Origin of the sequence: Mangrovicoccus algicola (genome assembly GCF_014903745.1) — a bacterium.
Classification (GTDB): Bacteria; Pseudomonadota; Alphaproteobacteria; order Rhodobacterales; family Rhodobacteraceae; genus Mangrovicoccus; species Mangrovicoccus algicola.
Genome location: NZ_JACVXA010000042.1, coordinates 18420 through 44659, shown reverse-complemented (window position 1 = coordinate 44659; position 26240 = coordinate 18420). Strand labels below are relative to the sequence as shown.

The 26240-nt window shown below is 69.7% G+C and carries 29 protein-coding genes; 16 read left to right on the top strand and 13 right to left on the bottom strand.

The window, feature by feature from the left end; all coding sequences use genetic code 11:
- The 5 genes from ICN82_RS13790 to ICN82_RS13770 form a co-directional block, all read right to left on the bottom strand.
- Window positions 1-713, bottom strand: a 713-nt coding sequence (locus ICN82_RS13790) for an FGGY family carbohydrate kinase (protein WP_269142411.1), incomplete at its 3' end; no start/stop codon positions are given.
- Between the two features lie 4 nt (window positions 714-717).
- Complete coding sequence (locus ICN82_RS13785) at window positions 718-1536, bottom strand: SDR family oxidoreductase (RefSeq protein WP_193183765.1); 819 nt, start codon at window positions 1534-1536, stop codon at window positions 718-720.
- 14 nt (window positions 1537-1550) lie between these two features.
- Window positions 1551-3101 (bottom strand): tripartite tricarboxylate transporter permease, encoded by a 1551-nt coding sequence (locus ICN82_RS13780; RefSeq protein WP_193183763.1) that lies wholly within the window; start codon window positions 3099-3101, stop codon window positions 1551-1553.
- Window positions 3098-3568 (bottom strand): tripartite tricarboxylate transporter TctB family protein, encoded by a 471-nt coding sequence (locus ICN82_RS13775; protein WP_193183761.1) that lies wholly within the window; start codon window positions 3566-3568, stop codon window positions 3098-3100. Before ICN82_RS13775 ends, ICN82_RS13780 begins: the two co-directional genes overlap by 4 nt.
- Window positions 3569-3592: 24 nt before the next feature.
- The gene (locus ICN82_RS13770; protein ID WP_193183759.1) at window positions 3593-4576 is read right to left on the bottom strand and encodes a Bug family tripartite tricarboxylate transporter substrate binding protein; all 984 of its coding nucleotides are present in this window, start codon (window positions 4574-4576) and stop codon (window positions 3593-3595) included.
- A gap of 174 nt (window positions 4577-4750) precedes the next feature.
- Here ICN82_RS13770 and ICN82_RS13765 point away from each other — a divergent pair, with 174 nt between their 5' ends.
- Both ICN82_RS13765 and ICN82_RS21535 read left to right on the top strand, forming a co-directional pair.
- Window positions 4751-5500, top strand: coding sequence for a FadR/GntR family transcriptional regulator (locus ICN82_RS13765; RefSeq protein ID WP_193183758.1), 750 nt, complete (start codon window positions 4751-4753; stop codon window positions 5498-5500).
- On the top strand, window positions 5493-6173 hold the full coding sequence (locus ICN82_RS21535; protein WP_193183755.1) for an RraA family protein: 681 nt from the start codon (window positions 5493-5495) through the stop codon (window positions 6171-6173). Before ICN82_RS13765 ends, ICN82_RS21535 begins: the two co-directional genes overlap by 8 nt.
- Before the next feature lie 206 nt (window positions 6174-6379).
- On the opposite strand, the gene ICN82_RS13755 is transcribed toward ICN82_RS21535, so the two are convergent.
- Window positions 6380-7357 carry a LysR family transcriptional regulator gene (locus ICN82_RS13755; RefSeq protein ID WP_193183753.1) on the bottom strand — a complete coding sequence of 326 codons (978 nt, stop codon included), beginning with the start codon at window positions 7355-7357 and terminating at the stop codon, window positions 6380-6382.
- Window positions 7358-7483: 126 nt separating this feature from the next.
- Here ICN82_RS13755 and ICN82_RS13750 point away from each other — a divergent pair, with 126 nt between their 5' ends.
- The 8 genes from ICN82_RS13750 (at window position 7484) to ICN82_RS13715 (ending at window position 15174) form a co-directional block, all read left to right on the top strand.
- Window positions 7484-8659, top strand: a complete 1176-nt coding sequence (locus ICN82_RS13750) for a cytochrome P450 (RefSeq protein ID WP_193183751.1) — start codon at window positions 7484-7486, stop codon at window positions 8657-8659.
- Between the two features lie 72 nt (window positions 8660-8731).
- Window positions 8732-9055: a 2Fe-2S iron-sulfur cluster-binding protein gene (locus tag ICN82_RS13745; RefSeq protein WP_193183749.1), complete on the top strand. Its 324-nt coding sequence runs from the start codon at window positions 8732-8734 to the stop codon at window positions 9053-9055.
- Between the two features lies 1 nt (window position 9056).
- The gene (locus ICN82_RS13740) at window positions 9057-10208 is read left to right on the top strand and encodes an NAD(P)/FAD-dependent oxidoreductase (protein ID WP_193183747.1); all 1152 of its coding nucleotides are present in this window, start codon (window positions 9057-9059) and stop codon (window positions 10206-10208) included.
- Window positions 10209-10287: 79 nt separating this feature from the next.
- Entirely contained in the window at window positions 10288-11292 is a 1005-nt protein-coding gene (locus ICN82_RS13735) for an AraC family transcriptional regulator (RefSeq protein WP_193183745.1), read from the top strand.
- 106 nt (window positions 11293-11398) lie between these two features.
- Window positions 11399-11950 (top strand): 2,4'-dihydroxyacetophenone dioxygenase family protein, encoded by a 552-nt coding sequence (locus tag ICN82_RS13730; protein ID WP_193183743.1) that lies wholly within the window; start codon window positions 11399-11401, stop codon window positions 11948-11950.
- A gap of 79 nt (window positions 11951-12029) precedes the next feature.
- Window positions 12030-13292: an MFS transporter gene (locus tag ICN82_RS13725; protein ID WP_193183741.1), complete on the top strand. Its 1263-nt coding sequence runs from the start codon at window positions 12030-12032 to the stop codon at window positions 13290-13292.
- 56 nt (window positions 13293-13348) lie between these two features.
- On the top strand, window positions 13349-14173 hold the full coding sequence (locus ICN82_RS13720; protein ID WP_193183739.1) for an SDR family NAD(P)-dependent oxidoreductase: 825 nt from the start codon (window positions 13349-13351) through the stop codon (window positions 14171-14173).
- Entirely contained in the window at window positions 14173-15174 is a 1002-nt protein-coding gene (locus tag ICN82_RS13715) for a zinc-dependent alcohol dehydrogenase (protein WP_193183737.1), read from the top strand. The genes ICN82_RS13720 and ICN82_RS13715 overlap by 1 nt, the downstream gene beginning before the upstream one ends.
- 99 nt (window positions 15175-15273) lie before the next feature.
- Here ICN82_RS13715 and ICN82_RS13710 read toward each other — a convergent pair whose 3' ends face one another.
- From ICN82_RS13710 to ICN82_RS21345, 3 genes are read right to left on the bottom strand one after another with little or no spacing between them, the layout of a single operon-like run.
- Entirely contained in the window at window positions 15274-15600 is a 327-nt protein-coding gene (locus ICN82_RS13710; RefSeq protein WP_193183735.1) for a YciI family protein, read from the bottom strand.
- Window positions 15600-16439, bottom strand: a complete 840-nt coding sequence (locus ICN82_RS13705) for a class III extradiol dioxygenase family protein (RefSeq protein ID WP_193183733.1) — start codon at window positions 16437-16439, stop codon at window positions 15600-15602. Before ICN82_RS13705 ends, ICN82_RS13710 begins: the two co-directional genes overlap by 1 nt.
- Window positions 16439-17446 carry an alpha/beta fold hydrolase gene (locus ICN82_RS21345; RefSeq protein ID WP_226898487.1) on the bottom strand — a complete coding sequence of 336 codons (1008 nt, stop codon included), beginning with the start codon at window positions 17444-17446 and terminating at the stop codon, window positions 16439-16441. Before ICN82_RS21345 ends, ICN82_RS13705 begins: the two co-directional genes overlap by 1 nt.
- 173 nt (window positions 17447-17619) lie before the next feature.
- Here ICN82_RS21345 and ICN82_RS13690 point away from each other — a divergent pair, with 173 nt between their 5' ends.
- The 4 genes from ICN82_RS13690 (at window position 17620) to ICN82_RS13675 (ending at window position 21366) form a co-directional block, all read left to right on the top strand.
- Window positions 17620-18354 carry a GntR family transcriptional regulator gene (locus tag ICN82_RS13690; RefSeq protein ID WP_193183730.1) on the top strand — a complete coding sequence of 245 codons (735 nt, stop codon included), beginning with the start codon at window positions 17620-17622 and terminating at the stop codon, window positions 18352-18354.
- Window positions 18355-18591: 237 nt separating this feature from the next.
- The gene (locus tag ICN82_RS13685) at window positions 18592-19572 is read left to right on the top strand and encodes a TRAP transporter substrate-binding protein (protein ID WP_193183729.1); all 981 of its coding nucleotides are present in this window, start codon (window positions 18592-18594) and stop codon (window positions 19570-19572) included.
- Between the two features lie 4 nt (window positions 19573-19576).
- Entirely contained in the window at window positions 19577-20065 is a 489-nt protein-coding gene (locus ICN82_RS13680; protein ID WP_193183726.1) for a TRAP transporter small permease, read from the top strand.
- Window positions 20062-21366 (top strand): TRAP transporter large permease, encoded by a 1305-nt coding sequence (locus tag ICN82_RS13675; protein ID WP_193183724.1) that lies wholly within the window; start codon window positions 20062-20064, stop codon window positions 21364-21366. The genes ICN82_RS13680 and ICN82_RS13675 overlap by 4 nt, the downstream gene beginning before the upstream one ends.
- A gap of 60 nt (window positions 21367-21426) precedes the next feature.
- On the opposite strand, the gene ICN82_RS13670 is transcribed toward ICN82_RS13675, so the two are convergent.
- The 4 genes from ICN82_RS13670 to ICN82_RS13655 all read right to left on the bottom strand — a co-directional run bounded on the left by ICN82_RS13670 (window position 21427) and on the right by ICN82_RS13655 (window position 24252).
- Window positions 21427-22317, bottom strand: coding sequence for an NAD(P)/FAD-dependent oxidoreductase (locus ICN82_RS13670; protein ID WP_193183722.1), 891 nt, complete (start codon window positions 22315-22317; stop codon window positions 21427-21429).
- On the bottom strand, window positions 22307-22768 hold the full coding sequence (locus ICN82_RS13665; protein ID WP_193183720.1) for an Rrf2 family transcriptional regulator: 462 nt from the start codon (window positions 22766-22768) through the stop codon (window positions 22307-22309). Before ICN82_RS13665 ends, ICN82_RS13670 begins: the two co-directional genes overlap by 11 nt.
- A gap of 99 nt (window positions 22769-22867) precedes the next feature.
- Entirely contained in the window at window positions 22868-23737 is an 870-nt protein-coding gene (locus ICN82_RS13660; RefSeq protein ID WP_193183718.1) for a DMT family transporter, read from the bottom strand.
- A 32-nt stretch (window positions 23738-23769) separates the two neighbouring features.
- A complete protein-coding gene (locus tag ICN82_RS13655) occupies window positions 23770-24252 on the bottom strand; it encodes a DUF2938 family protein (RefSeq protein WP_193183716.1) in 483 nt (160 codons plus the stop codon).
- Between the two features lie 126 nt (window positions 24253-24378).
- On the opposite strand from ICN82_RS13655, the gene ICN82_RS13650 reads away from it, so the two are divergent.
- A complete protein-coding gene (locus ICN82_RS13650) occupies window positions 24379-25212 on the top strand; it encodes an arsenate reductase/protein-tyrosine-phosphatase family protein (RefSeq protein ID WP_193183714.1) in 834 nt (277 codons plus the stop codon).
- Window positions 25209-26207, top strand: a complete 999-nt coding sequence (locus ICN82_RS13645; protein ID WP_193183712.1) for an ArsJ-associated glyceraldehyde-3-phosphate dehydrogenase — start codon at window positions 25209-25211, stop codon at window positions 26205-26207. Before ICN82_RS13650 ends, ICN82_RS13645 begins: the two co-directional genes overlap by 4 nt.
- Window positions 26208-26240: the final 33 nt, after the last annotated feature.

Here is a 26240-nt window from a genome sequence, read left to right as displayed (position 1 = left end):
CGCGCATCGAGCCCGCCGCAGCAGCTGCCCGGCGCCGCCAGCCGCGCGCCCAGGGCGGCGTGGCCGGGCGTGGCCAGGTCCTCCAGCCCGATGGCGCGCAGGAACGCGTCGTCCCAGCCTTCGCCCTGCTGTCCCCTGTGGCCCAGATAGGTCCATTTGCAGACCGTCGAGCACAGCGACCGGGTGTCGCCCCCGGTGGCGCGGTGCACCAGCCAGTCGGGCAGGTCCCAGAAGGCCGCCGCCCGCGCCCAGGAGCCGGGCAGGGCGCGTTTCAGCCAGCTGAGCTTGGGCAGTTCCATCTCGGGCGAGATCACCCCGCCCACATGGTCCAGCGGTGCGCCGCCGATGGCGTTGATCCGCTGCGCCTCGGCGATGGCGCGATGGTCCATCCACAGGATCACGTCCTGCTCGGGCTCGCCCGCGGGGCTGACCGTCACCGGGGCGTCCTGCGCATCGGTGACGACCAGCGAACAGGTCGCGTCGAAGCCGATGCCGGCGATGCTCTCCCCGGGCACGCCGGCCGCCGCCACCGCCCCGCGCACCGCCGCGGTCACCGCCGCCCAGATCTGCGCCGAGCTCTGCTGGGCGAAATCCGGCGCGGGCCGGTGCGTGGCGATCGCGTGGGCGGCGGTGCCCCGCAGGGTCCCGTCCGCGTCGAAGACCCCCGCCCGCGCGCTGCCGGTGCCGACATCGATGCCAAGATAGAAGGTCATGCGCTCACCAGCAGGTGAATCCGCCATCCAGCACCAGGTTCGCCCCGGTCATGTAGCTGGAGGCCTCGGATCCGAGGAACTGGACGATGGGGCCGAATTCCTCGATCTCGGCCTGGCGGCCCATGGGGACGCGTTCGAGGAAGGCATCGATGAATTCCTTGTCGAAGGAGCCCGTCTTGACGCCGCCGAAGGTCACCAGGTTGACGCGCACGCCCTGCTTGGCCCAGTAGGTCGCCAGGTAGCGGGTCATGTTCAGCAGCCCGGACTTAGAGGCGGCATAGGAGATCGCCTTGACGAAGGGTTCGCCGTCGCGTTCCTCGCGATAGGCATAGAGCGCCTGGTTCGGCGAGACCATGCCGTACATCGAGCCGACCATGATGATCGAGCCGCGCCCGGCCTCGGCCATCTTCGTGCCAATCACCTGCGAACACAGCATGCAGCCGGTCAGGTTGGTCTCGATCACGTCATCCCAGTATTTCTTCGGATAGACCTCGAAAGGCGCGTTCTGATCCGCCGCGCCGTCGGGCTTGCTGTCGATCCCGGCATTGTTGACCAGGATGTCCGGCACGCCCCAGTCGGCGATGACGCGGTCGGTCGCGGCGATCAGGCTGTCCTTGTCGCGGACATCGGATCGGTAGACGCGGATGCGCGCGCCCAGGCCGGGAAACTGGGCCTCCACCTCCTCGGCGCTGCGCTCGCGCCGCGCGAAGATGGCGACCCTGGCGCCGTTTGCGGCAAGCTGCCTGGTGAATTGCGAGCCGAGCTGTCCGAGACCACCGGTCACGACGGCGACCTTGTCCCGCACGGAGAAGAAGTCGAGCATGGTAGAGACGTCCTTTACTGGATGTAGGAGGTGTCGGGCCTGTCGGCCCGTCCGGGCCGCAGCGCCTTGCGGATGCGGGAGAGGATGGTCAGCGCGATCACGGCGATCACGAAGACCCCCAGCACCGCGGAGACGGGCCGGTCGAAGAACCCTGCCAGATCGCCCCGCGCGATCTGCATGGACATGATGAAGTTGCTTTCCAGCACCGGCCCCAGCACGAGGCCGAGGATCACCGGCGCGATCGGGAAGCCGTTGCGTTCCATGAGATAGCCGGCAAGCCCCGCCACCAGCATGATCGCCACCCCGAACAGCGTGTTGTTGATGGCGAAGGACCCCAGGAAGCAGCAGATCAGGATCATCGGGACGATGACGTTGCGCGGCACGGCCAGGACCAGGCGCGCGGCACGGATCGCCACATAGCCCAGCGGGAACAGCAGCAGGTTGGCCACGAAGAAGCACAGGATGATCGCCGTGGGCATGGTGGGGTTCTCGGCAAACAGCCGCGGCCCCGGCGCCACGCCCTTCATGTAGAGCACGCCCACCGCGATGGCGGTCACCGCGTCGCCGGGAATGCCGAAGACCAGCGCGGGAATCCAGGCCGAGGACAGGCCCGCATTATTGGCCGAGGTCGCCTCGATCAGGCCTTCCTCATGGCCCTTGCCGAAGCGTTCGGGCGTTTTCGAGAACCGGGCCGAGACCCCGTAGGCGATCCACGCCGCCAGGTCGCCGCCCACGCCCGGCAGCGCGCCCAGGGAGGCGCCCAGCGAGGTGCCGCGCAGCACGCTGAGCGGGTAGCGGCGGAAGAGACCCCAGATGCCCTGGAACGGCCTCTGGCTGCGGGTATCGGCCGGGCGGTCCCCGTCCCCGTCCCCGGGCCGCGGCGTGTCGTCCTTCGCCGAGAGGCCGCGCAGGATCTCGGAGAAGGCGAACATGCCGATCATGACGGGGATGAAGCTGACGCCTCCCATCAGCTCGAGCGAGCCGAAGGTGAAGCGCGGCTGTCCGGTGGTGATGTCCAGCCCGACGGTCGAGACCAGCACCCCCAGCACCAGCGACACGCCCCCCTTCACCGGGTTCGATCCCGAGACCAGCGCGCAGGCCAGCAGGCCCAGCACGGCCAGCCAGAAGAATTCGAAGCTGGAGAAATTCAGCGACACCCGCGCCAGAAGCGGCCCGGTGACCAGCAGCGCCCCGGCCCCGATCAGCCCGCCCAGGGCCGAGAAGAAGAACCCGATCGACAGGGCCCGGACGGCATCGCCGCGGCGGGTCATGGCATAGCTTTCCTCGGTATAGGCGGCCGAGGCGGGCGTGCCGGGAATGCGCAGCAGCGCGCCGGGAATGTCGCCTGCCGTGATCGCCATGGCGGTCGAGGACACGATCAGCGCGATGGCCGGCAGGGGCGCCATGTAGAAGGTCAGCGGCACCAGCAGGGCGGTGGCCATGGTGGCGGTCAGCCCGGGCAGGGCGCCGATGAACAGCCCGTAGACCGCGCCGCCGAGGATGGCCAGCAGGACCTGGACCTGCAGGACCATGCCCAGGCTTTCCAGCAGGGTTGCCGGGCTCATGGCAGCACCCCGTCAAGCACGCCAGCGGGCAGGGAAACCTTGAGCAGGCCGGAGAAGACGTAATGGAGCAGCAGCACGAAGATCGGCGCGACGGTCACGATCACCGCCGCCCGCGCGCCCATCAGCGCCATCATCCCCGCCATGAACAGGATGCCCGTCAGCGGGAATCCCAGCGGTTCGAAAAGGACCATTCCCAGGAGCAGCCCGCCGAAGGCCCAGAGCGCCGCGACCCCGTTGAGGCCGCGCGCCTTCCAGTCATCGAGATGCAGCAGCGCCTCCTGCGGCTGCCGCAGCCCCGACAGCAGGATCAGCCCGCCGAACAGGACCAGCAGGACACCCGCCCCCGTGGGCAGCAGGTCCGCCCCGAACCGGACGCCGGGGACGGCGGGAAGCTTGTGCGCCTCCCAGATGACGAACAGGCCGAACAGGGCCAGGACTGGCCCGAGGAGGCGATCTGCGATCCTCATGGAATGGTCCTTCCGGATGGAGGGTTACTGGGCGAGCCCGGCCGATGTCATGGCGGCGGCCAGCCCTTCGGAGGAGGAGGTCACCGTGGCTTCGAACGTGGCGGCATCCTGATAGGCCACGGAGAATCCGCGCGAGGCCATGAAGGCCTGGAAATCGGGATCTTCCGTGATCTCCTTCAGCGCGGTCTCGACCTTGCCGACGATGTCCTCGGGCACGCCCTTGGGGGCGGCGAGGCCGCGGAAGGGCAGGGGGGACCAGTCGGTGCCGAAGATCTCGGTCGTGGTCGGCAGGTCGGGATAGAGCGCGCTGCGTTCGGAGGAGATCAGCGCCACGGTCCGCGCCTCGCCCGCATCGACCAGCGACTGCGCCTCGGCCGGGGAGGTGGAGACCACGTCGATCGCGCCGGAGGCCAGTTGCTGCAGCGCGGGCGCGGAGCCGTCGGAGGCCACCCAGGTGGCGGCGGCCGGGTCGATGTCAAGCTTGTCCAGCAGGCCGATCCATGCCAGGTGGGACAGCCCGCCGCGATTGGCGCCGGAGGCCGCGACCGCGCCGGGATCGGCGCGGACCGTCTCGATCAGGCCCTCGGCATCGTCATATCCGGCATCCGCCGCGATGTTGATGGCGATCGGATCGGCATTGAACCGCCCGATATAGGTGTAATCCGCCGGGGTCACGCCGGGCAGGCCCTGGGCCTGGAACATCGTGCTCTCGATGGTGATGACCCCCAGCGTGTAGCCGTCCGCGGGGGCCTGGGCGATGGCGCTGTGGCCGACGAGCCCGCCGCCGCCGGTGCGGTTGACCACGTTGAAGGGCTGGCCGAATTTCTCCTCCAGCTCGCTGGCGACGGCGCGGGCCGTCGCGTCGGTGCCGCCGCCGGCCGACCAGGGGACGATGACGGTCACGGCCTTTTCCGGCCAGTCGGCCAGCGCGGGTCCCGCGGTTGCGGCCAGGGCAATGCCCGCCAGGCACAGGGCGCGGCGGCCCCGAGACATACCTTCGTGGATCATGAGTTCCTCCCGTTTCCGATTGGGGCGAGCGCCCTCCTCAAAGCAGACTCACCCTTGACATATGACTTATGTCATAAGATGACTAACCCCCATCGGATGGCGGCGTCAACAGCCCTTGTTGATTTTCGATCCCCCGCCATCATTGGACCGGAACAGGCAAAAGAGGACCGAGAGATGAGCCCCAGCGCGACGCCGCCTCCCGCCCGGGAGCGCCTTCACATCACCGTCCAGTCCGCGCTGGAGGACCGCATTCTCGGCGGGGATCTGCGCGTGGGCGACAAGCTGGCCTCGGAAAGCCAGATCGCGCGCGATTTCGGGGTCTCCACCCGCTCCGTGCGGGAGGCCATCCAGGCGCTGGAGACCAAGGGGCTGGTCCGGCGCCGTCATGGCGGAAACACCACCGTCGTGCGCCGCGACGTGAACGAGTTCATCGGCACGCTGGCGGTGACGGTGCGCCAGCAGCTGGCCTCGGATCCCGGCTATCTGCGCCAGCTGATGGATGCGCGGCGGATGATCGAAACCGAGGTGATCGAGATACTCGTCTCCCGCGACGCGCCGGTCGACGATGCCGTGCACGCCGCGCTGGAGCAGATGCGCATCGCCCGCGACACCGGCGATTTCGACGGGTTCGTCAATGCCGACGCGGGTTTTCACCTGGCGCTGGTGCGCAGCACGGGAAACCGCATCCTGGCGATCATGTACGAGAATTTCGCGAACCTGATCAGCGACATGATCCAGGTCTCCAGCCGCGTGCCCACCAAGTCGCTGGAGGAGGCATATGGCGAACACGAGGAAATCTTCAGCCGCATCCGCGACCGCAACGGCCCCGGGGCCAAGGCGCTGATGCGCGAACAGATCGCGCGATCCGCGGAATATCTGCGCATCGCCGTGGAAAAGGAAATGGAGGAGAACAGGAATGTATGATTACGCCTACACGGCCCGGGAAACCGATGCCATCGAACGGCTGAAGAGGTGGTATTCGGGCGATGTCCATGACAGCATGGAGGCGCTCGGGCTCTGGGGCTTTCTCGACGGGATTTCCCTGCAGGGGAGCCTGGCCCCGGGCGCGGTGATCGTCGGTCCGGCGGTGACGGTGCTGTTCGCGCCATCCGATCGCAAGGGCGAGCCGCAGGATGTCTATCACAATGCCATCGACAATGCGCCCGCCGGGGCGGTGATGGTCGTGGATGCCGCCTGCGCGGATGGCAGCTGCTCGGGCGAATTGATGAGCACGGGGGCCAAGACCGCCGGGCTGGCCGCCACCGTCGTGAACTCGACCGTGCGCGACCTGGCGCAGGTGCGGGACCTCGGATACCCGCTATTCGGCACCGCGCCCAGCCCGGTCGGCATCACCGGCAAGAAGGAACCGAAGGAAAGCCAGGTGCCCCTGACGCTGGGCCGCACCGTGGTCAAGCCCGGCGATGTCATCTTCGGCGATATCGACGGAGTCGTCAGCATCCCGCGCGAACACCTGGTCGCGGTGGCCGACCAGGCCGATGAGCTGGGCGCGCATGAGGCGGCGGCGCGCCGCCGCATCCTGTCGGGGGAAAAGCTGCAATCGGTCTGGCCGGTGGCCCGGGCGGACGGCGTCGCGTGACGCCCTGCGGACCGGCCCGCGGGCGGGCCGGTCCGGCAGATCACCGCCGGGATCCCGGGCGGTCCTGACCCGGCAGCGGATCACGGTCATCCCCGCGTTCCCCGGCCGGGCTGCGCAGGGGGGCGCGGAGGCATCCGGCGGCGACCGCCCGGCCCGGCCATTCGCGGAGGAAGGCACATCGCCGGCCGGCAGCCGCGGCGGGGCGCTCAGATCCCGGGATATCCCGTCCGGCGATCGGGGCATGATCCGGGGGCAGCCTGTGCGGACAGGTGCGGTTTCGCGCTGCGCGCGATCAGGTCCCTCATCCAGCGGTGCATCGGCTGGTCATGCGTCCGCCGCGTCCAGACCATCAGCACGTCGAAGGGCGCGGGGACCGGGCAGGGCAGGAGCCGCATCGGCCCTTTCAGATGCGCCGCCAGCAGGTGCGGCACGGTCGCGACCAGGGCGGTGCCCGCGATCAGTTCGGGCACGCCGGCCGGGCTCGGGACCCGGATCGCCGGGACGAATGCATGTCCCATCTCCTCCAGTTCGGAGACGTAGCGGGATTTCCACAGCCCGCCATAGGTGATCAGCACGTGCTCGAACTCCAGATAGGCGGCAAGCTCCGGCGCTGATCCGGCGGCGGGATGGGAGGGGTCCATCAGGCAGGCATAGCGTTCCTCGGTCAGCTTGCGGCTCATGAAGCCGGATTCCAGCCGCCGGAACGGTCCGATCAGAAGATCGGCCTCGGCCGCCAGCAGGCGGTCATGGCCCTCGTCGCCGGAATTGACGATCTCCAGCTGCAGGCCCGGGGCCTGCTGCCGCAGCGCATGGACCAGCGGCGGGATGATCAGCAGCCGTTCGTAATAGTTGCAGGCGATGACGAAGCGGGCGTGCGTGGTCGCGGGATCGAAGCTGTCCGGCGCGGCCAGGCGGCGGAAATCCTGCACCATGCGTGCCGCTTCGGCGACGATGGCGCTGCAGCGTTCGGTCGGGACCTGGCGGCGCGCCTCGCGCACGAAAAGCGGATCGTCGAACAGGCGGCGCAGCTTGTCGACCGTGTAGCTGACCGCCGACTGGTTCACCTCCAGCAGTTCCGCCGTCCTGGTGAAGGAGCCCGTGCGGTGCAGGAGGCACAGGGTCTCCAGCGTGCCGAAATCGATGCCCGACGGGTCGGGGCGGGGGCGGGGATCGGACCGGGTCATTGCGCACCTGCAAGCAAATCAAATCTCTTGATGGCAACTATAAGGCGTATCGGATTGATTCATTCAAGCCAACGATGAATCCTGGCGGACACAACCCGGATGAATGCACCAGGAGGAGGGCTGCATTTGCCACTGGCACCTTCGAATGCCGAGGTCAGCTTCGATCAGCTGACGCTCGACCCCTATCCCGTCTATCGCCGGATGCGCGCCGAGACCCCGGTGGTCCGGGTCGAGTCCGTCAAGCGGACCTTCCTGACCAAGGCGGCGCATACCAGGCTGGTCAAGGACAATCCCGAACTCTTCAGCTCCAACGATCCCAACACGCCGATGCAGCCGGCCTTCCGCGCCCATACGCTGATGCGCAAGGATGGCGCGGCGCATCGCAGGGAACGGATGGCGATGCAGCCGTCCTTCACCCCCAAGGTCATCAAGTCGAACTGGGCGGAGAAATACGAGGCGATCGCGAAGGACTACATCGCGCGCCTGCCGCAGGACGGGGGCGTCGATCTCTATCGCGACCTCTGCGGCCCGGTGGCCGCCCGGATCCTGGCGGTGATCCTCGGCATCGAGGACGCGACCGACGAACAGATGATGCGCTGGTCGCAGAACCTGATCGACGGGGCCGGGAACTTCGCCTGGCGGCCCGGGCCCTTCGAGGTCACGGACCGGGCGAATGACGAAATGAACGCGCTGTTCGACAGGATCGCGCAACGGCATCTGGCCGATCCCGGCCCCTCGGCCTTCTCGGTGATGCTGAACGCGAAGGACCCGATCCCGCGCGAACAGATCTACGCGAATCTCAAGATCGCCATCGGCGGCGGCATCAACGAGCCGCGCGATGCGCTGGCGACCATCGTCTACGGGCTGCTGCGCGATCCCGGGCAGTTCGAGGAGGTGCGGCGGCAGGAGGCCTGGGACGCCGCCTTCGAGGAGGGCGTGCGCTGGGTGGCGCCGATCCAGGCCTCGTCGCGGCTGGTGCTCGAGGATTGCCAGATCGGCGGCTGGGACATCCCGAAGGGCGACACGGTGATGACCATCCAGGCCTCGTCCAACCGCGACGAGGATGTCTACGAGAACGGCGAGGATTTCATCGTCTTCCGCCCGTCGAACCCGCATCAGGCCTTCGGCTCCGGCCCGCATCACTGCGCCGGCGCCAATATCGCGCGGCGCACGGTGGGGCAGATCATGCTGCCCCTGCTGTTCGACGCCTTTCCGCGGATGAGCCTGCCGGATGCGGAGGCCGTGCAATGGCGCGGCTTCGGTTTCCGCGGCCCGATCAACCTGCCCGTCCGCCTGAACTGACGGATATGCGGCAGCGGTCCGGGCGGGCGGAGGAGGCCCCCCGGACCGGACCAGACAAGAAGGAGGAGTATCATGGTACAGGTGCATTTCGTGGCACATGACGGCACGCGCACATCCGTCGAGGCCGAGGCGGGAACCAGCATCATGGCGGCGGCCGTTGCCAATGGCATCGACGGGATCGTCGGCGAATGCGGCGGCGCGGCGATGTGCGCGACCTGCCATGTCTATCTCGATCCGGCCGATGCGGCCCGGGTGCCGGACCGGGCGGAGATCGAGGAGGAGATGCTCGACAGCGCGGCGGCCGAGGTGACGGGGTTCAGCCGCCTGTCCTGCCAGATCACGCTGGAGCCCGGGCTTGACGGGCTTGTCGTCCACCTGCCGCAAAGCCAGCACTGAGATGGCGGGCATCGTCATCGCCGGGGCCGGACAGGCGGGGGTGGAATGCGCCTTCGGGCTGCGCGCGGCAGGCTATGCGGGAGAGGTGACGCTGATCGGGGCGGAGCCGGGGCTGCCCGGCCAGCGTCCGCCGCTGTCGAAGAGCTATCTCAAGAGCCGCGGCACCGAGGCGCCGCTGCCCTTCCGCGGCGCGGCGCTTTATGACAGGCAGCGGATCGGGTTCCTTGCCGGGTGCGCGCTGCGCGGCATCGACCGCGGCGCGCGGCGGCTGGCGCTGTCGGATGGCCGCGCCCTGGACTATGACCGGCTGGTGCTGGCGACCGGTGCGCGCAACCGCGTCCTGCCGCTGCCCGGCTTCGGTCCGGGCGAGGTGCTGGGCCTGCGCGACCTGGCGGATGCCGACATGCTGATCGCGCGGCTGCCCGGGCTGCGCCGGCTGGCGGTGATCGGGGCGGGGTTCATCGGTCTGGAGGTCGCGGCCGCGCTGGCGGGGTCCGGCATCGCCGTCACCGTGCTGGAGGCCGGGCCGCGGGTCATGGCGCGGGCCGTTTCCGCCGAGGTCTCGGCCTGGTTCGAACGGCTGCATCGCGGCATGGGCACCGACCTTCGCCTGGGGGTCGAGGTCGCGCGCCGGGAGCCGGGGGCCGTGGTCCTGGCCGATGGGACACGGATCGCGGCCGATGCGGTTCTGGTGGCGGCGGGGGTGGTGCCGGACACGAACCTGGCCGCCGCGGCGGGGCTGGCGACGGGCAACGGCATCCTCACCGACGACTTGCACCGCAGCTCCGATCCGGCCATCTTCGCGATCGGTGACGTCGCCATGGCGCCGAACCGCTGGGCCGCGGATCCGGTCCGGCTGGAATCCGTTGCCAATGCGACCGAACAGGCCCGCCGGGTCGCCGCGCATCTGGCCGGCAAGCCGGTGCCCGACCCCGCCGTGCCGTGGTTCTGGTCGCATCAGGGCGCGGGCCGGCTGCAGATGGCGGGGCTGGCCCGGCCGCAGGACGCCTCGCGCGTCATCGAGGATACCGGCGAGGTGCTGGTCGTCGAACGCCATCGCGGCGGCCGGCTCGTTGCCCTCGAGACGGTCAATGCGCTGCGGCTGCACATGGCCGCGCGCAAGGCGATCGCGCCCGAGCGGGTTCCGGCGTGACGGCCGGGCCCCGCGCCTTCCGACCGTGCGGCGAACAGCGCGGCGGAGGATGCGGACCAAATGGGAGGACACACGCGCCATGGGACGGATTGCCCGTTTCGCATCGAAGGAGGTCGCGCCCCGCCGCCGCCTCGACTACTGGAACCGCCTTTGCGACCAGAGCCTGGCCCGCACGCAGGTGGACAGCGCGGCCGAGGGGTTCCGCGCCGAGATGCTGCGCATCACGCTGGGGGAATTGACGGTGCTGCGCCCGTGTTCGGTCGCCTCGACCGTCTCGCGCGCCCCCTCGCCCGGCGCGCGCGAGACGGTGGTGATGCACATGGTCCTGCGCGGGCGGGCCAGGATCTCGCGGGGGGGTACCGAAACCTCCGTGGAGGCGGCCGATTTCATCATCCTGCCCGGGCAGGAGGGCTACCGGTTCCGGCTGTCCGACGCGCATGAGCTGTTCGTGGCCGAGATTCCGCGCGAAGAGCTCGACCGCCGGGTCGCCGATCTCGACGGGCTCTACGGCCGCCCGCTTCCGGGGCTGACCCCCGGGGGGCGGATGTTCCGCGACTGCCTGGTCTCGCTGTGCCGCCAGGACGGGATCGAGGAGGCGGGCGCCGCCTTCGACGCGGGCATGACGGCGGCGCTTTGCGATCTGTGGGCCCTGGCGCTGACCGGCGCGGGCCAGGGCATGCCCAAGCCGACCCGGGGCGGCGCGCGGCTGCGCCAGCGCATCGTCGCGCATGTCGAGGCGGCGCTCGGCGATCCGGAGCTGGGCGGCGCCAGCATCGCCGCGGCCTTCGGCATCTCGCAACGCAGCCTGCAGAGCCTCTTCGCCGCCGTGGGCACGACGCCGACCGCGCTGATCCTCGAACGCAGGCTCGCCCGCGCGGCCGAGGTGCTGCGCGCCGATCCCTCGCTGCCGGTGACCGCGGTCGCCTTCGATCACGGCTTCAACGACAGCGCCTATTTCGCGCGGGTCTTCCGCCGGGCGCATGGCGCCAGCCCGACGGCATGGCGGGCCGGACGATCCGGCGGCTCTGCGCATCCGTCCGCATCTTCCTGCGCGCCCGTCCAAGCGGCATCCGCCGCGCCCTGACACGCTGCAGTTGCCGGCGGAGGAGCCGGCACCGCCAGGAGGCAGGGGAGGAGACGGCGCCGGCAGGACCGGTCCCGGCCCGCTGCCCGAGCAAGGGAAGAGACCGATGTACGACGAACCGACCGATTTCAGCAAAGCCCCGCCGCCCTCCGATGCCTATCGCATCGTCGAGGTGCCGGATCCGTTCAGGGAATTGCAGGCGCGCCGCGGCGTCGCCGGCACGTTCGTGGGCACCGATCCCGGCGACAGCCCCTGGATCCCCTTCGGCCCGAATGCCGCGATCCGCCACCTCGCCTTCGATGTGCGCAACAACATCTTCTCCAACATCCTGTGGATCAAGAAACCCGGCGTGATCGGCACGCATTACCACCGCGGCCAGATCGTCATGCTCTGCCTCGAAGGCAGCGCGCGCTATCTGGAATACGACTGGGTGGCGACGCCGGGCGGCTTCATCCAGGAGGTCCCGGGCGAGGCGCATACCCTGGTCACCGACCACCCGGAGGGCACGAAGCTGTTCGGCTGGATGCAGGGGGCGATCGACTTCTACGACGACGAGGCGAAATTCGCCTTCACCGCGGATGTCTGGTGGTTCATGAACCATTACGAGACCTATTGCCGGGAAAACGGCATCGAGATCAACGAGCAGCTCTACATCTGAGCGCCGTCCCGTCCCGGCCGCCGCGCCGGGACCTCCGGCGCCCGGCCCCGGGCGGTCCGTTTTCCAGGGAGGAATTTCCATGTCACACGCACCTGCCGCAGGCGGGGCGCGTCCGGTGGTCCGCTCGGCCCGCTACCAGTTCGTGATGGTGGCGCTGCTGAGCCTGACCTTCGGGGTCGTGTTCTTCGACCGCAACGCGCTCGGCTTCCTGATGCCCTTCATCCAGCCGGAACTGGGCCTGACCAATGCCCAGATCGGCATGCTCGCCTCGGCGCTCAGCTTCACCTGGGCGCTGTCGGCCTTTGCCATCGGCAAGCTCTCGGACACGATCGGGCGGCGCAAGATGCTGCTGATCGCCTCGACCATTGCCTTCTCGCTATGCTCCTTCCTGTCGGGCCTCGCCTCCAGCTTCGCGCTGCTTCTGGGCGCGCGGCTGCTGATGGGTGCGGCCGAGGGCGGCTTCATGCCGATCGCCCACACGATGGTCGCCGCCGAGGTCGCGCCGGAGCGGCGCGGGCTGGCGCAGGGGATCACCCAGAATTTCGGCTCGAACCTGCTGGGCAGCTTCGTCGCGCCCGTGCTCCTGGTGGGCTTCGCCACCGCCTTCGGCTGGCGCGAGGCCTTCTACCTCGCCGGGGTGCCCGGTCTCCTCTGCGCCGTGATGATGTGGTTCATGATCGAGGAGCCTGCCGCGCCGCAACGCCATGTCCGTGGCCCGAAGGGCAGCCTGCGCGACGTGCTGCGGGACCGCAACGTGGTGATCTGCGTCACGCTGTCGGTTCTGCTGGTCGGCTATCTGGTGATCTGCTGGGCCTTCATGCCGCTCTACCTGACCCAGGTGAAGGGCGTGCCGCCCGAGGCCATGGGCTGGCTGATGGGCTCGCTCGGCATCTCGGCAACGCTGGGCAGCTTCGTGGTCTCGGGGCTCTCGGACCGCTACGGCCGCCGTCCGATCATGATCCTGATGCCCGCGCTCGGCCTGCTTCTGCCGCTGGGGGCGCTGTTCTTCGACGGCTCGCTCTGGCTGCTGGCGGTGTTCTTCTTCATCGGCTGGGGCGTCAACGGCATCTTCCCGCTCTTCATGGCGACCGTGCCCTCTGAAAGCGTCGATCCGCGCCATGTCGCGACCGCGCTGGGGCTGTCCATGGGCATGGGCGAGGTGCTGGGCGGCGTGCTGGCCCCGTCGCTGGCGGGCGTCGCCGCCGACGCGGCCGGGCTGACCGCGCCCTTGTGGATCATGGCGGCGCTGACCGTCCTGTCCTTCGGCGCCGCGCTGTTCCTGCGCGAGACCGCCCCGAGCCAGGTGGGCCGCCCGTTGGCGGGCCCGGCCCCGGCCGAATGAGACAGCCCCCGGTCCCGGCAAGCCGGGGCCGGATCCGCAGGACAAGGGATCACGGAATGAACACGTTGGAGCAATTCCGCATCGACGGCCGCTCGGCCTTCGTTACCGGCGCCGCCTCGGGGCTTGGCCTGGCCTTTGCCGAGGCGATGGCCGAGGCCGGCTGCGCGGTGACGCTGAGCGACAGGGACGGCGAGGGCGCGGAGCGAGAGGCCGCGCGGCTGGCGCAGCAGGGCGCCGAGGCGCGCGCCGCCGCGCTGGACGTCACCGACCGCGCCGCGATGGCGGCGGCCGTGGATGCGCATGTCGCCGCCTTCGGCGGGCTGGACATCCTCTTCGCCAATGCCGGGATCGATACCGGCGCGGGGTTCTGGAACCCGGCCGGGCACCGCAACCCCGAGGGGCAGGTCGACACCTACGACCCCGAACGCTGGGACCGCAGCATCGCGGTGAACCTCACCGGCATCTACAACACCATCCGCGACGGGGTGCGGGCGATGAAGGCGGCCGGGCGCGGCGGCTCGGTCATCGTCACCTCCTCGAACGCGGCGGTCGTCAACGAGCCGATCGTCGGGTTGGCCTACATGCCCGCCAAGGCGGCGGTGAAGCATCTGGTCGAGCATCTCGGCTTGGAGCTGGCCGAGTTCGGCATCCGCGTGAACGCCATCGCACCCGGTCCCTTCGTGACCAATATCGGCGGCGGCTGGCTGAAGAAGGACCCGCAGGCGCGGAAGAAATGGGACAGCCTCGTGCCGCTGGGCCGGGTGGCCGAACCCTGCCAGATCAAGCCGCTGGCGCTCTATCTCGCCTCGGATGCCTCGAACTACATGACCGGCGCGCATCTGATGATCGATGGCGGCATGGCGCTGGGAAAGCTGGGCTGATGCGCGCCGCGGTCTTCGAGGCGCATGGCGCGCCCCTGGCGGTTCAGCAGCTGGCCGATCCGGAACCCGCGGCCGACGGCGTGGTGATCCGCGTCGGGCGCTGCGGCATCTGCGGCTCCGACCTGCACATGGCGGAAGAGCCCGAATTCGGCGCCTGTCCCGGCGATGTCTTCGGCCATGAATTCGCGGGCGAGGTGGTGGAGGCCGGGCGCGGCACGCAGCGGCTGAGCAAGGGCGACCTGGTGTCGGTCGTGCCGCTGGCAAGCTGCGGGCACTGCCCGAGCTGCCTGGCCGGCGAACCCGCCTGGTGTCCGCAGATGCGGCTGCAGGGCGGCGGCTATGCCGAATATGCGGCCGTGTCGGAACGGCAATGCACGCTGCTGCCGGGGACCGCCTCGCTGGCAGACGGCGCGATCGTGGAGCCGCTGGCCGTGGCGCTGCATGGCGCGGTGATCGGCGATGTGCGTCCGGGCGACCGGGTGCTGATCCTCGGCGCCGGGCCGATCGGGCTGGCCACCGCCTTCTGGGCGCGGCGCATGGGGGCGGCGCGGGTGGCGGTGCAGGACATCGCGCGCCACCAGGAGGCGCGCGCGATGGAGATGGGCGCGACGCATTTCCTCTGCGATCCCGAGGCGCCGGTCGCGGCCTCGGACCGGGCGCTGGGGGGCAAGGCCGATATCGTCTTCGACTGCGCCGGGGTGCCGCAGCTGGTCGCGCAATCGGTGGAGCAGGTGCGGGTCAAGGGCCGGATCGTGATGCTCGGCCTGTGCACGCGCGCGGCCTCCTTCGTGCCGTTCCGCGCGGTCTCGAAGGAGGCCGCGATCCTGACGGCGGCCTTCTTCAAGCGGCAGGAATACGAGGCGGCGCTGGACGTGCTTTCGGCGGGCGCGGTCGAGCCGCGCGCGCTGGTCAGCCAGACGGTGTCGCTTGCCGAGGTGCCGGAGACGTTCCGCGCGCTGAAATCGCGGACCGGGCAATGCAAGGTGCTGATCGCTCCCTGATCCGGAGCGAGGTCCGTGACAGAGGCGGCGTCCGTCTTCCGCGGGCGCCGCATCGCCTTGCGTGCCGCCCCTGCCGGGCGCGGCAGAAGGGCAGGGCGATCAGCCCAGTCGCGGGCTCATCGGTTCCGCGATGCGATGCGCTTGGAACCCCGGGGGCAGCGGGGTGATCTCGATGGAGGAAACAAGTCCCGCCCGGGCGAAGGGGTCCCCCTCGGCAAAGGCGCGGGCGGTGGCGGAATCCGGGGCCTCGAGGATCGCGAAATTGCCGATCGAGGCCCCCGCGGCATCGGTCAGCGCCGAGCCGATCAGCACCGAGACCCGGCCCTCCCCGCCGGATCCCACCCAGGCCCGGTGGCGGGGCCGCAGGACCTCGCGCGCCTGCGCCGGGTCCTCGTGATGGAGGCAGGTCATCAGGAAATAGGCCATCACGCATTCTCCAGGACGACCATGCCCGCCCCCGTCATCGAGGCCGGCGCGTGGTAATGCTTGTGCACGAGATCCACCTGCGGGTTCATCGCCGCGCGCATCACCAGCCACATGATCAGCTCGGCGCCCTCGGATCCGAACATCTCGACATAGTCCTCGCGGCTCATGGCGCGGTAGCGTTCGGGATCGGCGGCGATGCCGTCGAGCCAGGCCAGGTCCGCCTCGCGGTTGAGGAAGCCCGCGCGCCGGCCCTGCAGCTGGTGCGACAGCCCGCCGGTGCCCATGATCACCACGCGCTCGCCGCCCGGGAAGCTCTCGATAGCCTCGCGCAGCACCCGGCCCATCTCCCAGCAGCGCTGCGGCGTCGGGATCGGGTACTGGATGGTGTTGACCCAGATCGGCAGCACCTTGACCGGCCAGGCCTCCGGGCGGCCGAAGAACAGCTCCATAGGCACCTGAAGCCCGTGATCGACGTCGATCTCCCGGCAAATCATCGGGTCGAAATGGGACTCCACCAGCCTGTCGGCGAAATGCCAGGCCAGATCCGCCGCGCCCTCGAAATCGGGCACCGCGCGCGGGCCCCAGCCCTCGTCGGCGGGCCGGTAGCGATCCGCCACGCCGATGGCGAAGGTCGGCACCCGGTCGAGGAAGAAGCTGTTGCCGTGGTCGTTGAAGATGACGACCGCCACATCGGGCTTCGCGGCCCTCATCCAGGCCTTGCCCGCGTCATAGCCGTCGAAGAACGGCTTCCAGTCCGGTGTTCCGGTCAGTCCCTTGTCGATCGCCACCCCGATCGAGGGCACGTGGCTGGTGCCCAGCCCGCCGATGATATGCGCCATCAGGTCTTCCCCAGCCGCTGTTTCAGGAAATCGTCATGGGCCATCCCGGCCTGCGCCGCGCCGATGGCGGTGATCGGCACCGGGTCGATGGCCGAGATCTTCAGGATGAAGAACAGGTTGCCGCCAAGCCGGACCATCTCCTCCCAGTTGCGGTCCTGCACGGCCGCGCGTTCCCGGGGGCTCAGGCCGAAGCGGTCGAGATAGGCGGATTCGTCCTCGCGGAAGGCGGCGCGGTTGGCGGGCTCTGCGAGCGCCATCGCCATCTTGTTCAGCCGGTAGCCCCGCAGGCTGGCCGCCCGGTCCAGAAGCGGGGTCTCGGCGATCTGCGGCCGTTCGGTCCGGGCCAGCCAGGCGGCCACGGCCGCGGCCGTCTCGGCAGGCTTCTCGACCGGCAGGAAATGGCCCGCGCCGGCGATGACCTGCAGTTCCGCGCAGGGCAGGGCGGCGGCGATCTCCTCGTGCTGCGCCACCGGCGACCAGCCGTCCTCGGACCCCGCCAGCAGAAGCACCGGACAGGAGATCCCCGGCAGGCAATCCATCGCGTCGGGCCGCTCCAGCAGGGCGCGGATCTGGCGTTCATGCACCTGCGCGCCGATGGAGCGCGCCATTTCCGCCAGCTCCTCCGTCAGGGCGGCGTCGGCCTGCCGTCCGGGCGCCAGCATCGGCGGCAGCCACGCGGCGACCATGGCCTGCATGTCGCGATGCCCGGCCGCGATCTTCGCCATCCGCCGCGGCAGCTCATCCGGCTTCTGCCGGTCATGGCCGGTATTGGCCAGGATGAGGCCGCGGATGCGCGCCGGGGCCTGCCGCGCCATTTCCATCGCCACGCGGCCCCCCATCGAGTGGCCGGCGACGATCAGGGGACCGGCGGTCTCCGCCAGAAGGCGGCCCGCCATGGCCGCGATATGGGCATCCCGCGTCACGTCGGCGTGGCGCACCCGGCCCGGCGCTGCCGTTTCCAGGGCCTTCCAGACCCGCCGGTCGGACAGCAGACCGGGGATTGCCATGATCGGTGTCTCCACCTTCTCCTCCCAAAATGAATACATTTACGAAGATAATTGCCGCGATGAACCCGTTCTGCAAGGACTATGGCGAATAATGTGTACACAAAAACGCAATGCAGGCTCTGGCACAGGCGGGGCGACAAGGTCTAGGATGGCGCCATCCAGAGGAGGGCGGCATGGACGCGGCAACCGGTCGGAACCACACGATGCGCACCCAGGCGGTGCTGCGGCGCCAAATCCTGGCGGGCGAGCTTCCCGGGGGCACGCGGCTTTACGAAGTGGCGCTGGCCGAACGGCTGGACGTGTCCCGCACGCCGGTGCGCGAGGCGATGGCGCGGCTGGTCGAGGAAGGGCTGCTGGAACGGGGGCCGAAGGGCGGTTTCGCCGTGCGGGCCTTCGAGACGGCTGATGTGCTGGACACGATCGAGCTGCGCGGCGTGATGGAGGGCATGGCGGCGCGGCTGGCGGCGGAACGCGGCGCGGATCCCGCCGCGCTGGCCGGGGCGCAGGAGGTGCTGGCGCGGCTCGATGCCTGTTTCGCGGGGGACGAGACGGATTTCGACGCCTATGCGGAGGCCAATCGCGAGTTCCACGCGCTGCTTGCGCGTCTCGCGGGAAGCGCCACGCTGGAGCGCGAACTGGAACGGATCGCGCGGCTGCCCTTCGGGTCGCCCTCGGCCTTCCTGCCCTTCCGGATGCAGGCGGGTGAATTCCGCGACATCCTGCGGGTCGGCCAGCACGAGCACAGGATGCTGGTGGAGGCGATCCTGCGGCGCCAGGGCGCGCGGGCGGAGGCGCTGGCGCGCGAGCATGTCCGTCCGGCCCAGGAGAATTTCCGCAGGCTCTTCGGCCGCGGCGACGCGCCGCCGCTGTCGCCGGCGATGGCCCTGGACCCGCCCGCGGCCGGCTGAGCCGCCACGCGGCAGATTCCTGTTGCCGCAATTCCGCGCTCTCGCTAGACAATGTATACATGAGACGGGACCCCTCGCAGGAGGCCCTCATTGCAGAGGGAGGGGGGTCATGCCTCAGAAACGTCGCAGAGCCTTGGCCCCTTGCGTCAAAGCCACGCCTCAGGGCGGGAAGTCGAAGATGGCAGCCGGGGGCGCAATGAGGGGCTGCAGGATTCTGCAGCCCAGGGAGGAAATTAGATGTATACAAAAACGCGCGCCTGGGTCGGGGCGGCGGCCCTGTGCCTGTTGCCTGCAATCCCCATGGCAGAGGAGCTGTCCTTTGCCCATTTCGTCCCGCCCGGCCATACCATCACCGAGGCCGTGATCACGCCCTTCGCCGAGGGGATCGGCGGGGCGTCGGATGATGCGCTCACCGTCCGGGTCTATCCCGGCGGGGAGCTGGGCGCCGGTCCGCTGGAGCAATATGTGCGGGTCGTGCAGGGCGTGGCGGACATCGGCTGGGGGTTGCAGGGCTATACCTCCTCCCAATTTCCCAAGACCATGGTGGCGGAGCTGCCGGCCGTCTTCGGCGCCGGAGAGCCGGGCTATCCCGGCATCTGGCGGGCGATGGACCTGATCGGGCAGGAATACCCGGGGGTCAAGCCGCTGGCGCTTTGGACCTCGGAGCCCAATATCTTCATCATGAAGGGGCACACGATCCGCAGGCCCGAAGATGTCCGGGGGCTGAAATTGCGGGTTTCGGGCGCGGCGGCGGCCGAGGTCATCGCCGCGCTCGGCGCGACGCCGGTGCAGATGCCCGCGAACGAGATGTACAATGCCCTGCAGACCGGCCTGATCGACGGCATCATCACCGGTTCCAGCGCGGTCTCGGATTTCAAGCTTGACGAGGTGGCGGATTCCTACACGCTGGGCGCCCCGCTGGGGCGGATCACCTTCTTCGTGGTCATGAACCAGCGCCGCTATGACGGCCTGTCCGCCGAAGAGCGTGCGGCGATCGACGAGTCCAGCGGCGCGTGGCTGTCGCAGAAGGCCGAGGCCGGCTGGATCGCGACCGCCGAGAGGACCATCGCGGCGCTCAAGGCGTCGCCGGACGAGGCCGTGACCGAACTTTCGCCGCAAGAGGCGGCCGCCTTCGAGGCGCTGACCTTCCCGGTGACCGAGCGCCTGGTCGAGGCGGCGGGGGCCGCCGATGTCCTGGCCGCGATGAAGGGCGAGTGACGCGATGCGCGCGTTGCGGCGTGCGGCGGATGCCCTGACCGGCTTCGCCGCCCTCGTTGCGACCATCGGGCTGGTGTTCGAGGTCGTGGTCATCCTTGCCGATGTCGCCGGGCGCGCCTTGCACGCGCCCCTGACCGGCGCGCAGGACCTGTCGCAGATGACGATGGTGATCGTGGTCTTCGGCGCGATGGCGCTGTGCGACCGGCAGGGCGGGCATGTGGCGGTCGATATCCTCGAACCGGCCTTCCCGGCCTGGCTGAACCGGGCCTGCGACATCGCCTGGGCGGCCGCCGGTGCCGTGATCTTCACGGCCATTGCCTGGGCCGTTCTGGACAGCGCCGCCCTGTCGCGGATGCTGAACCTGTCGACCAACATCCTGCATCTGCCCAAGGACTGGTTCCAGACGGCGATGGCGGGGCTGTGCCTGATCGCCGCCTTCGGCATGGCGCTGCGCGCAGCCGAGCGGATGCTCGGCGGGAGGGAGGCGCGATGAGCCCCGAACTTGTCGGCCTGGCCGGGCTGGCGGCGATGGTCGTGCTGATGCTTCTGAGGATGCCGGTGGCGCTGGCCATGTTCGCCGTGGGCTTCGCCGGCGTGGCGATCCTGCGCGACACGGCTTCGGCAATGAGCCTGCTGGCCTCGGAAAGCTTCACCCTGGCCTCATCGGCGGAACTGGTCGTCGTGCCGCTCTTCATCCTGATGGGCAATGTCGCCTCCGCCACCGGGATGAGCCGCGCTCTCTATGACGCCGCCCATGCGGTGATCGGGCATGTCCGCGGCGGGCTGGCCTCGGCGACGATCCTCGGCTGCGGCGGCTTCGCGGCGCTGTCGGGGTCGTCCGTCGCGGCGGCGCTGACCATGGGCAGGGTGTCGATGGCGGAGATGGAGCGGTTCGGCTACGACACGCGGCTGTCGACCGGCGTGGTCGCGGCGGGGGGCACGCTGGGCATCCTGATCCCGCCCTCCACGGGCTTCGTGATCTACGCGATCCTGACCCAGCAGTCGATCGGCAAGCTGTTCCTCACGGGCGTCCTGCCGGGCATCCTGCTGCTGTCGCTCTTCATGCTGGCGGTGACGCTGCTGTGCCGGCTCGATCCGCGGCTGGGACCGCGCAGTCCGCGCAGCGGGCGGGCGCAGCGGCTGCGCGCCCTGACAGGGGCCGCGCCGATCCTGGTCATCGTCTGCCTGACCATCGGCGGCATCTATGGCGGGCTGTTCTCGCCGGTGGAAGCGGCGGCGGTCGGGGCGGGGCTGGTCATGCTCGCCGGAGCGCTCCAGCGGCGGCTGACAATTGCCGTCCTCTGGGCGGCGGCGCGGGACTCCGTGGTCACGACGGCGACGGTGATGCTGATCCTGATCGCCTCGCACATGATCAACCCCTTCCTGGCGCTGTCCCATATTCCCTCGACGGTGGGCACGTTCCTCACCGGGCTGCCGGTCGGGCCGATGGTCGTTCTGGCCATGATCCTCGGCTGCTACCTGGTGCTTGGCTGTTTCCTCGACGGTTTCGCCATGCTGGTGCTGACATTGCCGATCTTCTTTCCGGTCATCACCCAGCTCGGCTTCGACCCGGTCTGGTTCGGCGTGCTCGTCGTGCTGACGCTGGAGATGGGGCTGATCTCGCCGCCGGTGGGCATGAATGTCTTCATCGTCAAGTCGGTGGCCCGGCACGTGCCGCTGGGGCGGATCTTCGCGGGGGTGCTGCCCTTCTGGCTGGCGATGCTGGCCGCGCTCGGGCTGCTTGTCGCCTTTCCGCAGATCGTTCTGATCCTGCCCGAGACGATGATCCCCTGACCCGCCCGCTCCCGGCCCGTCGGCGGCGGGCCCGGCCCGGATCCTGCGGCAGGTCCGGGGTCATGTCCCGGGCCAGACGAGCGAACGGTGGAGCTGCGCCCCCGCCAGGGCGCCGTCGCCCACGGCAAGCGACACGGAATGCGGCATCACGGCAAGATCGCCGCAGGCGAAGATGCCGGGCACCGACGTCTCCCGGGTCGCGCCGGTGCGGATCCGCGTGCCCATCGGGGTCTCCTCCATGGCGCATCCGGCCTCGACCGGCAGGGGGCTGGCGGGCCTCACCGTCGTGGCGACGAAGAGCCCGGCGAAGCAGAGCAGGCGCCCGTCGGCAAGGCGGATGTCGGCGTCGTTCTCAAGCCTGCGGATGGCGCCTTCCTCGATCCGGACGCCGCGCCGCGCGAGGCCGTCGCGCGCCGCGTCATCGAGGCCCGGGGCGCCGTTCAACAGGAAGGTGACGGAGCCCCACTCGGTCAGTAGCTCCGCCTGGTGCAGCGACAGCGCGCTGCTTGCGATGACGCCGATGGCGCCGCGGTCCAGTTCGTATCCATGGCAATAGGGGCAGTGGAAGACCGAGCGCCCCCAGCGCGGCCCGATCCCCTCGATCGCGGGCAGCAGATCGCTCACGCCGGTCGCCATCAGGACGCGGCGCCCGCGCCGTGCCGTGCCGTCGCTCAGCGTCACCTCGAACCTGTCCTGCGTCCCGTCGAGGGAAACCGCCTCCGCCTCGATCCATGTCAGGTCCGGATAGCGCTCCAGCTGGGCGCGCGCCTGCGCCGCGATCTGCTCCGGCGGCGTGCCGTCCTGAGCGAGGAACCCGTGCGCATGGGCGGCAAAGCGGTTGCGGCGGGCGCCGGCATCGATCACCGCCACCCGCCGCCGGGCGCGCAGCAGCTGGAGCGCCGCCGCCATGCCGGCATATCCGCCGCCGATGACGATCACGTCATGCATCATGTCCCGTTTCCTTGTCATGCGCGGACCGCGAGGCGTGGCGCCGGGCGAAGTCCTCGGCCAGGTCGGCAAGCGTGACCTCGCCCATGCGGCGCAGCAGCAGCGCCTCGGCCTCGGCGAGGGTCGCGTCGAGCGCGGCATTGACCGCCTGTTCGACCAGACAGTCCGGCGCCGCGTTGCGATGGCCGATGGCGAAGATCCCGGGCTCTTCGAGAGCAAGGTGAAGATCGCGCAGCGTGATCGTCGACAGGTCCCGGGCGATCCGCCACCCGCCGGCCTGCCCCCGGTCGGAGGCGACGAGGCCCGCGCGGCGCAGGAACCCCATGGTGCGCCGCACCACGACCGGGTTGGTCGCCAGACAGCGCGCCAGCGCGCCGGAGGTCATGGGCGCGTCGCTCTGGGCCATGTGCAGGAGCGCGTGGAGGACGGAGGAGAGGCGGCTGTCGCGTTTCATGTAACACCGTATGTTACGATTCGCGCCGGGGAGCAAGCGCAACCGCGCTGCCGAGCACGGGACCCGCGGGCATCTCCCCGCGGGTCCCGTGCCGGCGGTTCAGCCCGCCCCCAGCCGGCGTTCGCGCATGAAGGTATAGATGCCGCTGGCCACGATGATCGCCGCGCCCAGAAGCATGACGGGCTGCGGCATCTCGCCGAAGAAGGCGAAGCCGTAGATCAGCGCGATGACCAGCGAGACGTAGCGGAAGGGCGAGATCACCGCGATCTCGCCGAAGCGCATCGCCAGCACCATCGCCATGTAGCCGGTCAGCAGGAAACAGGCCCCGGCGAAGATCAGCCCCAGCTGCGCCGGGGAGACCGGCATCCAGCCGCCCTTCACGGTCATCACGACGAGGCTGATCAGCATCAGCGCGCCCGAGGCCAGCAGTGCCAGCAGCGAGGCGGGGACGCTGGCGCCCAGCATCCGCGTGGCGATGTCGCGCAGGCAGACCCCGGCCACCGCGACCAGCACGAACAGCGCGCCGGGGCCGAAGGCCTCGCTGCCCGGGCGCACGATCAGCAGCACCCCGGCAAAGCCCACCGCGATGGCGATCAGCCGCCGCGGTCCGATCGGCTGGGCCAGGAACACGGCGGCGGCGAGGGTGACGGCCAGCGGCTGCAGCTGGAAGATCGCCGTCGCCGCCCCCATCGGCATCAGCGTCAGGGCGATCAGGTAGAAGCACACGACCGTGCATTCGCCCAGCGAGCGCAGCCCGATCAGCGTCGCCTGGCGCGGCGCGGGGCGCAGCCGCAGCGCCCCGTCGCGCCAGGCCATAAGCCCCAGCCCGGCGGTCATGAAGACATGGCGCAGGAAGATGATCTGGAACAGCGGCAGGTCCTGCGCCACGGATTTGACCACCGTGTCGGAGGTCAGCATCGTGGCCATGGCGATCACCATGAACAGGATGCCGCGGGTATTCTCGTTCATGTCCGAAGCTTTCTTCTGGGCCTTGCAGGGGGTCAGGCGAAGGCGCGCGCGCCCATGTAGAGCGCCAGCGCGAAGATCGCGTGGTTCTGCAGCGTCTCGATGATGCGCTGCGCCTGGTTCGGGGTGTTCCGCGCCAGCATGCCGCCGCCCATCGCGGGGGTCAGCAGGCACAGCCCCGCCAGCGTGGTCAGGCCGAAGCCCACGATGACGGCCGGCCAGAGGCCCGGCGCGGCGACATAGCCCGCCCCCCAGAACAGCGGCAGCATCGCGGCATAGGCGATGCCCACCGCGTAATGAAAGATCCAGCCGGTCGCGGTTTCCGCCCGCCCGGGCGGGTCGCGCCGCGACTGGTCCAGCCTCCAGCGCCCCTGTCCCAGCCCCAGGACCCAGCGCCCGATCAGCCCCCAGGGCGATCCGCTGCGCCCGCGCAGCCGGTCGGTGGCGTATTTCCACAGGTCGAAGACCAGCGTCGCGGTGATCCCGACGGTGATCGAGAACAGGATGAGATGCAGCATGGGGCAGGGGTTCCGTCACTTGATGCCCCAGCCCTACAGGGTTTGCGGGCGAAGGCAACGGCCGCGGCGTCGCGGCAGGGCGGAAAGGGATTGCGCCCGGGTTATAATTTCATTATTTCACGAAATATGGAAAAAGAGATTCCCGACCAGCTTGCCATCCTCGGCCATCCCCAGCGCCTCGCCGTGTTCCGGCTGCTGATGCGGCGCTATCCCGACCGGGTTCCGGCCGGGGAACTGGCCGCGGTCCTGGACGTCAAGCCCAGCACCATGTCCGCCTATCTCGCGTCCCTGACAGGGGCGGGGCTGCTGGCGCAGGGACGGGCGGGAACCTCGGTCCTCTACGCCATCGACATGACGGCAGTGCGACGGATGCTGGGGGGGCTGCTGGCGGATTGCTGCCGCGGCCGCCCCGACCTGTGCCTGCCCTTCCCCTCCGGAGAGCCCGCCATGACCGGCCGCAAATACAATGTCCTCTTCATCTGCACGGGCAATTCCGCCCGCTCGGTCTTTGCCGAGTCCATCCTGCGCAAGGCGGCGGGGACGCGGTTCAACGCCTTCTCGGCCGGAACCCGCCCCTATTCCGAGCTGAACCCCTTCGCGCTGCAGGTGCTGCGGGACAAGGGGCATGACGTCTCTGTCCTGCGCTCGAAGAACGTGGGCGAGTTCGCGGCCCCGGGGGCCGAGGCGATGGATTTCGTCTTCACCGTCTGCGACCGGGCCGCCAACGAGGAATGCCCCGCCTGGCCCGGCCAGCCGGTCAGCGGACATTGGGGGATGCCGGACCCGGTGAAGGCCACCGGCAGCGATGCCGAACGGGCGCTGGCCTTCCAGCAGGCCTATGGCGCGCTGAAGCACCGGATCGAGGCCTTCACCGCGCTTCCCGTGGAAAGCCTCGACCGCGTCGCGCTGCAATCCGCCGTAGACGAGATCGGCCGCGCCGGGACGGAGGCGCAGGCATGACCGTCTATGCGCTGAACGGTCTGGGCCGCATGGGCAAGCTGGCGCTGCGGCCGCTGCTGGAGAAGGGCGCGCGGATCGCCTGGATCAACGACGCGGTGGGCGATGCGGCGATGCATGCGCATCTGCTGGAATTCGACACGGTGCACGGGCGCTGGGATGCGGAGATCTCGCATGACGCCGATAGCGTGACCATCGACGGCACGCGGCTGCCCTTCATCGGCCGGGCGGCGATTGCCGATCTGCCGCTGGACGGGGTCGATGTCGTGATCGACTGCACCGGCGTGTTCAAGACCGCGGCCAGGATCGCCCCCTATTTCGAGGCCGGGGTGAAGAGGGTCGTCGTCTCCGCCCCGGTGAAGGACGGCGATGCGGCGAATATCGTCTACGGCGTCAATCACGACAGCTATGATCCGGCGCGCCACCGGATCGTCACCGCGGCCTCCTGCACGACGAACTGCCTCGCCCCGGTGGTGAAGGTGGTGCATGAAACCTTCGGCATCCGCCACGGGTCGATCACCACGCTGCATGACGTGACCAATACCCAGACCATCGTCGACCGCCCCGCCAAGGATCTGCGCCGCGCGCGCTCGGCGCTCAATTCGCTGATCCCGACCACGACCGGCTCGGCGACGGCGATCACGCTGATCTATCCCGAGCTGTCGGGCCGGCTGAACGGCCATGCGGTGCGGGTGCCGCTGCTGAACGCCTCGCTGACCGATTGCGTCTTCGAGCTGGAACGCGAGGTGACGGCCGAAGAGGTCAACGCCGCCTTCGAGGCCGCCGCCGGCGGCGCGCTGAAGGGCATCCTGGGATACGAGACGCGGCCCCTGGTCTCGGCCGATTACGCCAATGACCCGCGCAGCGCGATCATCGACGCGCCCTCCACCATGGTCGTGAACGGCACGCAGCTGAAGGTCTATGCCTGGTACGACAATGAATGGGGCTATGCCAACCGGCTGGCCGACGTGGCGCTGATGGCCGGGGTCGCGCCGTGACCGCCGCGACCCGCGACCGGCCCGAGGGGCTGG